The organism is Mannheimia granulomatis (assembly GCF_013377255.1).
Classification (GTDB): domain Bacteria; phylum Pseudomonadota; class Gammaproteobacteria; order Enterobacterales; family Pasteurellaceae; genus Mannheimia; species Mannheimia granulomatis.
On the sequence record NZ_CP016614.1, the window covers coordinates 809163 to 823331 of the forward strand.

The 14169-nt window shown below is 40.3% G+C and carries 6 protein-coding genes; 1 reads left to right on the forward strand and 5 read right to left on the reverse strand.

Annotated elements, in window-relative coordinates:
• The first annotated feature begins 295 nt into the window (after positions 1-295).
• Entirely contained in the window at positions 296-9922 is a 9627-nt protein-coding gene (locus A6B41_RS03780; RefSeq protein WP_027074947.1) for a YadA-like family protein, read from the forward strand.
• 182 nt (positions 9923-10104) lie between these two features.
• Here A6B41_RS03780 and A6B41_RS03785 read toward each other — a convergent pair whose 3' ends face one another.
• The 5 genes from A6B41_RS03785 to modB all read right to left on the reverse strand — a co-directional run bounded on the left by A6B41_RS03785 (position 10105) and on the right by modB (position 14144).
• Complete coding sequence (locus A6B41_RS03785) at positions 10105-11394, reverse strand: MFS transporter (RefSeq protein WP_027074946.1); 1290 nt, start codon at positions 11392-11394, stop codon at positions 10105-10107.
• Between the two features lie 209 nt (positions 11395-11603).
• Complete coding sequence (locus A6B41_RS03790; RefSeq protein WP_050436803.1) at positions 11604-11930, reverse strand: RnfH family protein; 327 nt, start codon at positions 11928-11930, stop codon at positions 11604-11606.
• Entirely contained in the window at positions 11920-12354 is a 435-nt protein-coding gene (locus A6B41_RS03795) for a type II toxin-antitoxin system RatA family toxin (protein WP_027074944.1), read from the reverse strand. The genes A6B41_RS03790 and A6B41_RS03795 overlap by 11 nt, the downstream gene beginning before the upstream one ends.
• Before the next feature lie 55 nt (positions 12355-12409).
• Positions 12410-13465 carry a molybdenum ABC transporter ATP-binding protein ModC gene (gene modC / locus A6B41_RS03800; RefSeq protein ID WP_027074943.1) on the reverse strand — a complete coding sequence of 352 codons (1056 nt, stop codon included), beginning with the start codon at positions 13463-13465 and terminating at the stop codon, positions 12410-12412.
• Positions 13452-14144: a molybdate ABC transporter permease subunit gene (gene modB, locus A6B41_RS03805; RefSeq protein ID WP_027074942.1), complete on the reverse strand. Its 693-nt coding sequence runs from the start codon at positions 14142-14144 to the stop codon at positions 13452-13454. The genes modC and modB overlap by 14 nt, the downstream gene beginning before the upstream one ends.
• Between the last annotated feature and the right edge of the window lie 25 nt (positions 14145-14169).

The following is a 14169-nucleotide window of genomic DNA, read 5'->3' on the forward strand; positions in this document are numbered from 1 at the left end:
AATTACTTATGTTAGATGCGGATTTTTTGTAATTAATGCGATTGAGAATTTCCGTTTAAACGGTTTTAAAAAATTATTTCTTTGTTCATTGTAGTATGAGTAGATAAGATGAATTTTAACCTTTTACATTGAGAGGAAATGCTTAATGAAATCTTTTTACTTATAGTTTTTATCTATCTAAAATGGTGATATATTATCCACAGTTTCAAATTGAAAATTAAGTTATGAGATGTAGTCTGATCATTTTTAGCATCAAGTATTCAACATGACTTTTTATTACGATTAAAGGTAAATTATGAATAAGATATTTAAAGTTATTTGGGACCATGTTAATCAAAAGATGGTTGTGGTTTCTGAATTAGCTCAAAATAGGGATAAAGTTTCCTCATCTGCTGGGCCGCAAGCTTCTTTAATTAAAATTTTGTATACGTTTAGTGGCGTTAGTTTAGCGTTGTCAGGTGGAATTCCAACAGATGTTAAGGCTGCCTATACCAATGGTTTTGGAACAGTAAACTCGAATCCTACGCATCCTACTACTATTGCTATAGGATCCGGAGTTGGTAATTATGCAACTGCAATGAGTGCGGAAGCTACGGCTATAGGGGGTAAAGCTTATGCAGGTGGGGAAGGCAGTGCGTTGGGGTTTGATGCAAATGCAAGTGGCCATATGGCGATTGCAGTTGGTACCCATTCTGTAGCGAACAATACACAATCATTAGCAATCGGATATAAAACTATTGCTTCAGGTGACCAGGCTACAGCCATTGGTGGTAATACGATCGCAAGTGGAGCATCGTCTGTTGCTATTGGTGGGGACGATTTAGATACAGTATCAAAAACTAACGTGGATGGCTCAATAGTAAGTAATTTAAATCAAGGTAATATTAATACTGTATTTAAAGATATTTCTGGGCATGATTTAGTTGATGCCACTAATAATATTACTCGATATCCTGCAACACGCTCTTCTGGTGCTGGTTCTGTAGCAATCGGTACGCAGGCTGTGTCAAGTGGAGCCTTAGGCTTGGCGATAGGTACCAGCTCTCAAGCGAAGGGTATTGCTTCAACCGCAATTGGTATAGCTTCGCTTTCAACAGGTAATGGCTCACTTGCGATGGGAGCTGCTTCTGAGGCAGATACTACCAGAGCTATTGCTATTGGGGCGAATGCTCACTCAAACGGCACCTCAAATAGTACTGCAATCGGTACAAATAGCTTAGCTTCGGGATTAAGTTCAATAGCTTTTGGTACTAGGGCTAATGCAAGTGTAACTAATGCAGTTGCAATAGGTGACAATGCCAATGTGAGTATAGCTGGATCTATTGCATTAGGTAATAGTTCAACTACCGTTGCTGCGGTTCCAACTTCACAAGGTGTAGTGGGAGGTATTACTTATGGTAATTTTGCCGGTAATAATCCTACTAGTGTAGTGAGTATTGGAGCTGTTGGCAAAGAACGTCAAATTCATAATGTGGCTGCAGGCCGTATTTCTAGCACTTCAACTGATGCCATCAATGGTAGCCAGCTTTACGCAACTCAAAATATTTTAGGTAATCTGGCCAACTCGGTTAGAACTGAATTTGGCGGTAATGCTGCATTAAATCCAACTACAGGTGCTGTTACATTCAGTAATATCGGTAATACAGGTAAAGATACCATTCACGATGCGATTGCTGCAGTGAAAGAAGATGTTGTTGCCGGTACGAATATTGTTTCTGTTGGTAAAACTATTGCAGCTAACGGTTCTACAACCTATACCATTAATGCGAAAGATACAACTGCATCTGTTGCAACTGGTGATAAATACTTGACCGTTAATAAAACAGATAAAGGTGGTAATATCGCAGACTATCAATTTGGGCTAACTCAAACAGCTAAAGATAGCTTAGCTAAAGCTGATACTGCTGTACAGTCTTTCACTACCTCGGTAAATGGTGTGAATGCTGAAACCATCAACCAAAATAATAATAATGTGAATTTTGTGAATGGTTCAGGCACGACAGCACGTAATGTGTCAGGTGATATTACTTTTGATGTAAACACTACAGGTATTACAGTAAATGACGCAACAGGTGCTGTAACAGTGCCTAATACAGAAACAACTCAATTTGCAACAGCAAAAACAGTTGCAGAAGCAATTAGTAAATCTGGTTTTACTGTAAGAGCGAATGATGAGACTAGTGGTGAACTTATTAATCCAGGTGAACAGGTAGGTTTTAAACAAGGGAAAAATATCAGCGTATCACGTGATGGTTCAAATTTTACTATTGCGACTAAAGATGATGTGAATTTTAATAGTGTCACAACAGGGCCTGTGGTAATTAACAACAATGGTATCAATGCAGGTGATAGACAAATCACTAACGTCCAGAGTGGTGGTACAACTGAGACTAATGCGGCTAACATTGCAGATGTGAAAAATGCGAGAACAGTAGTTACCTCAAACGATAATACAGTAAAAATTGTAAAAACCTCAAATGGTCTGCAAGACTCTTATGATTTGTCAGTAAATACCAGTGTACCGACTACAACTTTAACCACCAATAAAGGTGTAGTTGAGGCGCCTGCAGATAAAGGGGATTCTTATGTGACTGCAGGTAATTTGGTAACAACTATCAACAATGCTGTGACTTCAGCCAAAGAAAAAGTTGAGGCGGGTACGAATATTGCTTCTGTTACCAGCCAAACTAACCAAGCTAGCGGTGCGACTACTTATACTGTGAATGCTAAAGGTACAACGGCTTCAAGCGCAAATACAGAGTATGTGACAGTTAATGCTGAGCCAACTGATACTAATAATGTCACTGACTACAAAGTCGATCTGAGTAATAAAGCAAAAGAGAGCTTGGGTAAAGCGGATACTGCTGTACAACAATTCACAACAGCAGTAAATGGTGCAACTGTTGATACTATTAATAATGATAATACTGTTATTAATTTTGTAGACGGTATAGGCACAACTGCAAGTAATAAAAATGGTGACATTACCTTTAATGTAAACAAAGGTGGTTTAACTACAAATGATAAAGGTAACGTAACGTCAAATAAAGCCGGTGATAATTTCGTAACGGGTGATGATATTGCAACTGCAATCAATGATGCAGTAACTCGTAGTGAAAAAACGACTACTGTGGTACAAGGCAGTAATACACATGTTAAAGAAAGTATAGTTGGCAACAATACTGAATATATGGTAAGTGCAGATAAATCAACGGTATCAGTAAGTAATGCTCTAACCAAAACTGAAACTCAAACGACGGATGCTAACCAAGCAGTAACTACCGAATATGCTTTAGATTTATCTGATAAAACTAAAGATGACATCAAAAAAGGCGTAGATGCTAAAAATATTGTTGATACAAAAGGTTTAACATTTACAGCAGACAAAAATACGACCACTACTGAAAAAATGCTTGGCAGTTCAGTTGCAATCAACGGTGATAATAACATCACCACTGAAGCAACAACAGATGCGATTAACATTAAGTTAAACAAAGATATCAATGTGAATAGTGTAACTGCAAATACAGTCAAAGCCGGTCCAGTAACTATTAACAATAATGGCATTGATGCAGGTAACACACAAATCACTAACCTACAAAGTGGTGGCGATGTAAACACGAACGCAGCGAACATTGCAGATGTGAAGAAAGCTAAGACGGAAGTGAAAGCAGGTACAAATATTGTTGATGTGGTAAAAACTGAAGGTAACAATGGTCAAGATATCTATACCGTAAATGCTAAAGATACTACTGCAACACACGCAAACTCTTCAGCAGACTTCTTAACGGTGTCATCTGCACAAGAGCAAGGTAATAACGTCAAAAACTTTGAAACAGCTTTAACAACACGTGCGACTGATGCACTAAAAGCTGCAGAAACTGCAATTCAATCATTCACGACTTCTGTGAATGGAGCTGAAGTTGAAACAATTAACAAAGATAATCGCGATGTGAACTTTGTTAATGGTACGGGGACAACAGCTCGTAATGCAAGCGGTCATATTACCTTTGATATTAACAAATCAACGCTCTCCACTGATCCTGCCGGTAAGGTGACTAATAATACTGCAGGCGATACATTTGTTACAGGTGATGATGTTGCTAAAGCAATTAACGAAGCGGCAGAGCGTACAGAAAAAACCACTACTGTAGTGAAAGGCAGTAACACACATATTCAAAGTAAAGTTGAAGGTAATAATACTGAATACACCGTCAGTGCGGATAAATCTACTGTATCGGTAAGCGATGCTTTGAAGAAAACTGAAACCACAAATACTGATGGTACCACTGAAGCAGTAACTACCGACTATGCTTTAGATTTATCTGATAAAACTAAAGAAGACATCAAAAAAGGTGTAGATGCGAAAGAAATCGTTGATAATAAAGGTTTAACTTTTACCGGTGATAGTGGCAGTACTAACATTGAAAAACTAGGTTCTACCGTGGCAGTAAACGGTGATAAAAATATCACTACTGAAGCGGCCGGTGATGCTATCAATATCAAGCTAAAAGATGATATTAGTGTTAATAGTGTAACTGCTAGCACGGTAAATGTAGGTCCTGTAAACATTAATGGTGACGGTATAAATGCGGGTAATAAAGTTATCACTAACGTTGCTAACGGTACAAATCCAAATGATGCTGTAAATGTAAGTCAGCTTAATGCAGCTAAAACAGAAGTAACAGGTACAGGTTTGGCTACGGTAACCAATACCGCAGGAGCTAATGGGCAAACCATTTACAATATTGATGTTGCTAAAGCAGAAGCTCCAACCGTAACTCGTGGTAATGTTGTAGTCAAAGCAGGTGATGAAAATAAAGTTATGAAGGCAGGTGATGTGGCGAATGCTATCAATGGCTCTGAAAAGACTTCATCAGTAAAAGCAGGCTCTGATAAAGTGACTGTTCAAGCCGGTGCTGAAGACGATAAAGGTAATACCGAATATACGGTTGATTTAAGTGCTGATATCAAATCTCAAATCGCTAAAGAAGAGAGTGTGACTGCGGGTAATAGCAACTTAATTGTTGAACAAGATGCTAAGAATGCAACAGGTGGTAACAATTACAAAGTTACCTTAAGCAATACCTTAAACCTAGGTAATACTGGCTCAGTTAATATGGGCGATACTATCATTAACAATGATGGCATCACAATTAATAACGGTGCGGCAAATAATCCTGTCAGCTTAACCAAAAATGGTTTAGACAACGGTGGTAACAAGATTACTAACGTTGCTAACGGCACAAATCCAAATGATGCTGTCAATCTAAGTCAGTTACAAAATCAAGCAGCAGCTTCTAAAGAAGAAGTGAAGTCTGACGATAAATCTGTAACAGTAAACACCACTAAAAATGATGCCGGAGCAAATGTTTATGATCTATCTGTCAATGTGGATAATACTACTATCACTAAAACACCAGACGGCAAACTTACTGCGAGTACTACATCGTTAAATGATGGGGATAACAATGGTAAAGTAGATGAGCCGTCAGAAGGTGATGCGAAAAAACTTGTTAATGCAGGTGATATTGCAAAAGCAATCAATGCTTCAGGCTTTAAAGTAAAAGCTAATGGAGATGAAGGGGAACTCATTAACCCAGGTGATGAAGTTGAATTTATTAATGGTAGCAATATCGCAATTAAACGTGAAGCTGGTAAATTTACTGTTGCAACTGCAAAAGATGTGAAATTTGATAGCGTAACCTTTGGTGATAATGGTCCTAAAATTACCAATAAAGATGGTAGCATCAATATTTCAGGTAACGATGGTAATCCAACTAAAATTACTGGGGTCAAGGCAGGTGAAGATGATACTGATGCAGTAAATGTAAGCCAATTAAAAGATAAGGTTGCTTCATCAAAATGGACACTGCAAACTTCTCAAGATAATGGTGTGGCAAGTAGAGTAGGTGACATCAATCCGGATGATAAAGTGACATTTGATGGTAAAGGTATTGTTAAAGTAACGAATACCGCAGAAGCTAATGGTGAAAGCAAAGTTCATATTGCAGTTGAAACCCAAGCAATCAAAGTAGAAAACGGTACGGCAACAACTAACGGTAACTCTAAATCAGGGGATACTATCAATGCTGCTCCGAACCGTGATGCACTTTCTACTGTGGGTGATGTGATTGATGTTGTAAACAATGTGAGTTGGACAATCCATCAAGGTGCAGATGCTGCGGTGAATAATGTCAAAGCAGGTAATGAAGTTCACTTTGTAGACAGTGACCAGCTCACCGCAAGTGTGACTAAAGACGGTGATAACAAGACTAATGTGACCTTTACTGCTAAAACTGTTGAGCTGAGAGATGCAGACAACAATGGTAAGATTGATGCACCGGTAACAGATGAAGATAAGAAAAAATTAGTGACTGCTGAAAATGTTGCTAACGCGATTAATGCTTCCGGTTGGAATGCGAAATCAGGTGGTAATAAGGCTGATGGTGATGATGCAACGGAAACATTAATCAATCCATCTGAGGTGGTCGAGTTCAATGCCGGTGATAATCTGAAAGTGAAACGTATTAATAATGTTTTCACCTTCGAAACTGCAAAAGATGTGACTTTTGAAAATGTCACATCAAACACGATCAAAGTACCGACGGATAATGCCGACAAACCAATTACTATCAATAATAACGGTATTGATTTGGCGGATAAATCGATTACGAATCTAGCAAGCAACTTACCGGTGACAAACAGCACGGGTGATACGGCGACTAATACTGTAACACAAGCGAAACCGAATAATGTGGATAACATTAAAAACAACGCAGCGACAGTAAATGATGTACTGAATGCAGGTTGGAACTTGCAAGAAAATGGCACAGCGAAAGATTTTGTCAAAGCGTATGACATAGTCAACTTTATCAATGGCACAGGCACAACAGCGAATGTGATGATGAGTGAAGACGGCACAGTCGCGAAAGTGAAGTTTGATATCAACACTAGCACGATCACAAGCGATGCTAACAACGGTAAGGCAACAGCAACGACACCAAACAACTTTGCAACAGCAGGCGATGTTGCACAAGCGGTCAATAATGCCGGATTTATTGCAAAAGCAACTAAGAGTGATGGTGAGTCTGAAGGCGAAGAAGATAAGTTGGTTAAAACGGGTGAAACGGTGATCTTTGATGCAGGTAAAAATATCAAGATCACTCAAGCAGCCGGTCGATTTAGTTTTGCAACTAAAGAGGATGTGATTTTCAATAGTATCCAGTTTGGTGGAAATACCGGGCCTAAGTTCACAAATGATGGTGATAATATCAAAGTGAGTAAAGCAGATGGTAGCCCAACTAAAATTACCAACGTAGCAGCAGGTGATATCAATGCAACCAGTACTGATGCAGTAAACGGTAGCCAGCTCTATACCCAAGTAATGGCTTCACGCGAAGAAGTTGCCTCCAAAGATAAGAGTGTGGTAGTTGATGACAGTGGTAAAACGGCGGATGGTGCTAAGATCTTTGATCTGTCAGTCAATACAGATAATGTGACTATTGAGAAAGATACGGCAACAGGCGCAATTAAAGCGAAAACAACGACACTGGCTGACGCCAACAACGACGGTGCAGTGGATAAGCCACAAGGCGATGAGGCGAAAAAACTTGTTAATGCAGGTGATATTGCCAACGCAATTAACAATTCGGGGTGGAAAGCGAAATCGGGCGGTAATAAAGCGGCTGGTGATGAAGTTGATTCAACACTCGTTAATCCAAGCGAAGAAGTGAGCTTCAATGCAGGTGATAACTTAAAAGTGAAACGAGTGGGTAATGAATTTACCTTCGAAACCGCAAAAGAAGTAAACTTTGATAAAGTGACTGTTGGTCCGGTAACTATTGATAAAACTGATGGCATCAATGCGGGTAATACTCAAATTAAAGGGGTGAAAGCAGGAACGGATGATACGGATGCAGTAAACGTAAGCCAGCTAAAAGCCGCACAAGCAGCAGCAACCACGAAAGTGAAAGGTGATCAAGGTGTAACTATTACTTCTGAAGATAATGCAGATGGTTCAAAAACTTATACTGTGGCAGCAAAAACTGATAACACCACAGTGAAAGTGGATGACAACGGCAATATTTCAGCGGTAACAAGTGATTTAACTAACAACCCTGAGGGTAAAGTTGAAACACCGGCAGCACCAAATGCGTTAGTCACCGCTCAAACGGTAGCAGATGCAATTAACAATGCGGGCTTTAATTTACAAGCAAACGGTGATGCGAAGAGCTTAGTAAAAACCGGTGATACCGTACAATTCCTAAACGGTGAAAATATTGAAATTACCCGTAACGGCAACGATATCAAAGTGGCAACAGCGAAAGAAGTGACCTTTGATAAAGTGACGGTAGGCCCTGTGACTATTAATAAAGATAGCGGTATTAATGCAGGTGATACCAAAATCACAGGTGTGAAAGCCGGAACTGATGATACGGATGCGGTGAATGTAAGCCAATTAAATACTGCGGTTGCGGCTTCTAAAGAAGAGGTTAAGTCTGACGATAAATCAGTCACTGTTAAAACGACTCAAAATGCTGCGGGTGCAAATGTATTTGACTTGTCAGTGAATACAGATGATGTAACTATCACCAAAACACCGGACGGCAAAATTACCGCAAACATCACATCATTAGGTGATGCGGATGAAGATGGTAAAGTAGATGCACCGACAGGGGATGATGCGAAAAAACTGGTGAATGCAGGCGATATTGCAACAGCGATTAACAAAGCCGGCTTTAAACTGAAAACCTCAGTGGCAGGAGGTCAAAAACTATCAGGTGAAGATGAGTTGATTAATGCAGGTGATGTAGTTGATATGACCGCAGGTAAAAACCTAACAGTGAAGCAAGAAGCTAACGGTAAAGTCACTTACGCAACCCAAGATGATGTCACTTTCAACACAGTGAACTCAACGACAGTGGTAGTGGGTGATGCAACGGACCCTGCGAAAAGCACAACCTTAACATCAGGCGATAAAGGCTTAGATGTAGGCGGTGATAAGATTACTAATGTAGCAAACGGCGATATCAGCCCGACCAGCACAGAGGTAGTAAACGGTTCACAGTTAAACAACTACACCAAAGTAAACGGTAACAACATTGGTACGGATAACGGTGCGATTAATATCGTAAACGGTAATGGTACAACTGTAACCAGCGATAAAGCCGGTGAGGTGAAGGTTAATGTGAATAATACTGACTTAACGGTTGCGGATAACGGCACAATCAATGTTCAAGATCCGAACGGCACAGGTGTTCACTATGTGAATGCAACGACAGTGGCTAAAGCAGTGAACAATGTAAGCTGGAATGTGAATTCCGGTAAAGACGAAACAACTGCGAACACAGCTACGAAGAATACTTACACTGCAGGTAGCAACAAGGTGAAAGCAGGCGATACTGTAAAAGTGAATGCCGGTCGTAACGTTGAAATCAGTGGTTCAGGCAAAAACATCAATGTTGCAGTATCTGACAACCCAGAATTTAACACAGTGAAAGTAGGTAAGGGCAATAATGCTACAACCATTTCTTCAGATGCAGACGGCGTACGTATTGCGAAAGCAGACGGTTCACCACAACGTATCACTAACGTTGCAGCAGGTAGAGCAGACAATGATGCAGTGAATGTCGGTCAGCTAAAAGGTGCGGTAAACAATCTTAACAACAAGATTAACCGTAACCAACGTGAAGCACGAGCGGGTATTGCAGGTGCAGCTGCTATTGCAGGATTACCAGAAATTCACTTAGCGGGTAAATCAATGCTTGCAACAGCTGCAAGCACCTATAAAGGTGAAAATGCGATTGCGGTTGGTTACTCAAGGCTTTCAGATAACAGTAAAATTAAGTTGAAACTCTCCGGTAGTGCCGATACCCGCGGTGACTTCATCGGTACTGTCGGTGTGGGTTATGCTTGGTAATAACTAGATAAATAAACTGCAAAAGCTATATGCAGTTTATTAAATGTGTATCATAAAGGTTGCTAATATTTAACTATTAGCAGCCTTTATTTTTTAAACAATATGAACTGAAAAGGCTGATGTCAGATACAGAATAGTATCGCCATCAGCCTTTGTTTTAAGAGAGATTTTCAAATAGACAGTTATTTTTTCTGTTTAAGAAAATGGACGGTACAAGCTGCAAGCATTAATACAATCGCAGCACCTAAATAGAGCTCATTCTTTTTCCAGCCGGCATCTAATAAAAAACCTGCAAGCGTTGGGGAGACTATAGAGCCTAGGCGGCCAACACCGATTGCAGTACCAACTCCTGTGCTGCGAAAATCAGAAGCATAAAGGGTAGGATTAATGGTATATAAACCGGTAATACAGCCGTTGATTAATCCACCTACTAAGATAGCTAATGCAATAGCGAGACCTAAGCTGCTAGAGAATACAAAGGCAACAACTGCAGCGGCTGAGCAAAGGCTAAATAGCTGTAAAATATGCTTTGCAGCGAAACGGCTGACTAAGAATCCGAAGATAAGTGAGCCTATAGTTCCCCCTACTGAGATTGCCATGCCTACAGTTTGGCTTTGAGTTTTCGCCATGCCGGCTTCTTCAAGCAATGCCGGAGTCCAAGAACTGATAAAGTAGAATGAAGCAGAAATTGCAATAAATGCAAGCCAAATTAATAAGGTATTACGGCGATATTCATGTTCAAATAAGCGGCTAATCGCTACTTTGTTTTTGCCTTTAAATTCAACTTCGGGTAATTCCCAACCTTCTCCCAAGCCTAATTTTATCGCGATTTGATTTAATCGTGCTTGGGCATTTTTCGGACGTTTGGAAATTAAAAACTCCACCGATTCCGGTAGTACGAAAAAGAGTAAAAGGAAAACCGAACCGGTTAAGATAGCACCGACTAAGAATACCGCCCGCCAGCCATAAATATCTTGTAGTAATACCGCAGAAAGACCGCCCAACATTGCACCGATACCAAAACCGGAAGCATAAATAGCAATAGCTAAACCACGCCATTTATTACTGGAATATTCGCTGACTAATACGTTAGTTCCGGTTAAGATTGAAGCGACTCCTAAGCCTGTTACGACACGCCATAATCCAATTTCAAATATAGAGTTTGCGAAATACGTCATTAGCATCCCAAGGGTTGCCAGCGCTGTGCCGATAAGTAGTAGTGGGCGACGACCAAATTTATCGGCTAGAGGTGAAAGGCATAATGAGCCAACCGCCATACCAAATAGACCTGAGCTCATTAATGTGCCGATTTGTGCACCGTCTAACTGTAATTCTTCTCGAATACTTTTTGCCGTAAAGGCAAGGGCCATTAAATCAAAGCCATCAAGCATATTTAGTATCACGGTAAGTGCTACGACTAACCATTGGAATGAAGTCATTTTGTTGTGAGCAATTTTTTGGCGAATATCCATAAGTCCTCTAAATTCATATTTATTAAGTTATATTGTTGTAGATTGAACTATATGAATTTCAAAGATAGGAATCAAACTCAAAATTTACATAAAATTTATGAAAGATTTTCATATTTGCAGATTTTCAAGGAAAAATGACCGCTTGTAAGTTACGATGATAGCGGCCCTCTTTAAGGTAAAGAGGGCGGGAGTTGATAATTAGGGGAAAATTACTTCTTGGCAGCTGCTTGTTCCGCTGCTTTTTTACGTCTGATTTCTTTTGGATCGGCAAGCAATGGACGGTAGATTTCAATTCTGTCGCCATTTTCTACTGTCTCATTAAGTTTTGCCAGGCGGCTGAAGATGCCGACTTTGTTTTCACGTAGGTCAATTTCGGTATATTTTTCTAACACCCCGGAAAGCAAAATAATATTTTGAATAGTGGTATTTTGCGGCACTTGCAACTTTTTTAGAAAATATTTATCAGGGTAGGCATAGACTACCTCGACATTAATTTTATTTTCTTCTTTCGCTTGGATTTCCGTATCAGACACCATACACCTCTTTTGCTCGTTGTTTGAAGGCATTCACCATTTTTAATGTCAATTCATTAAAGACTTTGCCGAATACCAATGCCACGATAGGGCTGGCAAATTCGAATTCTAATTTAAGGGCAATTTTACAGCTTTGTTCATCAAATGGGGTAAATGTCCAATCACCGTGCAAGTGGCGGAAAGGGCCTTCAATTAAGGACATCTCGATCTTATACGGTGGGGTCATTTTATTGTGAGTGCTGAATGTTTGGCTGATGCCTAATTTTTGGATGTGTAATTCTGCTTTTAGCTCGTTTTCATCCATACTTAATGTTTTAGCGTTAATGCAGCCGGACAAAAATTCGGGATATTTTTCATAATCATTGACGAGTTGATACATTTGCTCAGCGTTGTAAGGCACTAAAGCAGATTGATTAACAATAGGCATAATTTTCTTTTATTTAAATTAACAAGCGGTCGTATTTTACAAGAATTTTGCAAATCTACAAAGAAACGCTTTTTATCTGCAGATAAACGGTTTGCTCTGTGGTAATCGCCAATTCATCAAATGCCCATAGGCTAATGGTTGCCCAAATCTGTTGACTTCCCACCATAACGGCAATATCGACACGTTCAGGGTGTTTTTCGATAAGCATGACTTTGCCTTTTAATTGGTTGCGAATGGAGCTTTGAGTTGGCTTTTCCACACTAATGGACACATCTCGGCTGGTAATGGTAATTCGCAATTTATCGCCTATTCGGTGGCGAGGTGTTTCGTGAATCCATAGCATTTGTTCATTTAACGCCAAACCCAACATTTTGTAGTCAGACTGACGTTGCTTTATCGGTAGTTCCAACAAGCTGATGCGTTGATGATTCGGCTGCCAATCGGCAAAGGCTTTACTATGCCAGACGTTTTCTACCGTATCAAATGCCACTACTTTACCGTTTTCCAGTAATACAAGATGATCGGCAAGACGGACGATTTCCTCAAGGCTATGGCTAACATAGAGAATCGGAATATCTAACTGCTCGGCAAGTTTGCTCAAATAATCCATTAGCTCCTGTTTACGAGGTAAGTCTAAGGCAGATAAAGGTTCGTCCATTAATAAAATATCGGGGGAACTTAATAATGCCCGTCCGATCGCCACCCGCTGCTTTTCACCACCTGAGAGGCCAGCAGGGTAGCGATTGAGTAGATGAGTAATGCCTAGTAGCTCGGTAATTTGCAGAAAATCCTTAGAATCCGACCGCTTGTAGCCGTATTTTAGGTTTTTTTCTACTGAATAGTGTGGGAATAAACGGGGTTCTTGGAACACATAGCCAATATTGCGTTTTTCCGGAGCAATATTTATTCGATTTTGGCTGTCAAAGAGCGTTCGTCCATTTAGCTCAATCATGCCTGATTGCGCAGTAGAAAGCCCGGCAATCACATTAATCAGACTGGATTTCCCTGCGCCTGAACGCCCGAAAATCGCGGTAACGCCTTTTGCCGGCAGGGTTAAATCTACATTCAGCGTAAATTCGCCGAGCTGTTGGGTAAGATTAAGTTTTAGCATAACGTTTTTGTCTTTCCGCTAACCATTCAGAACAAAAAAGAGCGATTAATGAAATGATAATTGCCACCATACATAAGCGTGCGGCTGCCAGCTCGCCATCTGGCGTTTCAATAAAGGTGAAAAGGGCGGCCGGAATAGTTTGAGTTTGGTTGGGAATATTCGATACAAAGGTAATGGTTGCTCCAAATTCCCCCAGTGATCGAGCAAAACCCAGCACGCTACCGGCGACAATACCGGAAAAAGAAAGCGGGAGATTAAGAGTAAAGAAGACTTTTAGCGGGCCGGCACCGAGCGTACGGGCGGCTTGTTCCAATTTCGGGTCAACGGCATCTAAGGCTAAACGAATAGATCGAACCATTAGTGGAAATGCCATGACCATAGAAGCCAGTACTGCCCCTTTCCACGAAAAACTAAAGCTAAAATGAAACCATTCCCACAAATATTGCCCGATTACGCCACGTTTTGCCATGGAAATTAACAGCAAATAACCGATGACTACCGGTGGTAAAACCAATGGCAAATGCACAATACCGTTTAAAAGGCTTTTTCCCCAAAACTGTTTGCGCGAGAGAATCCATGCCACCCAGATTGCAAGGGGCAGGGCAAGCATAACGGCAATTGCAGCAATTTTAAGGCTAAGAAAAATAGCATTGAGCTCTTGGGGAGTAAAGCTAAACATATTTTATGTATTGAATATTTGGTTT

What these genes read in the sequence shown, in the direction of transcription:
- A6B41_RS03795 (WP_027074944.1), bottom strand. Translation starts at nt 12,354, where the DNA reads ATGCCTATTGTTAATCAATCTGCTTTAGTGCCTTACAACGCTGAGCAA.
- A6B41_RS03790 (WP_050436803.1), bottom strand. Translation starts at nt 11,930, where the DNA reads ATGGTGTCTGATACGGAAATCCAAGCGAAAGAAGAAAATAAAATTAAT.
- modC (WP_027074943.1), bottom strand. Translation starts at nt 13,465, where the DNA reads ATGCTAAAACTTAATCTTACCCAACAGCTCGGCGAATTTACGCTGAAT.
- A6B41_RS03780 (WP_027074947.1), top strand. Translation starts at nt 296, where the DNA reads ATGAATAAGATATTTAAAGTTATTTGGGACCATGTTAATCAAAAGATG.
- modB (WP_027074942.1), bottom strand. Translation starts at nt 14,144, where the DNA reads ATGTTTAGCTTTACTCCCCAAGAGCTCAATGCTATTTTTCTTAGCCTT.
- A6B41_RS03785 (WP_027074946.1), bottom strand. Translation starts at nt 11,394, where the DNA reads ATGGATATTCGCCAAAAAATTGCTCACAACAAAATGACTTCATTCCAA.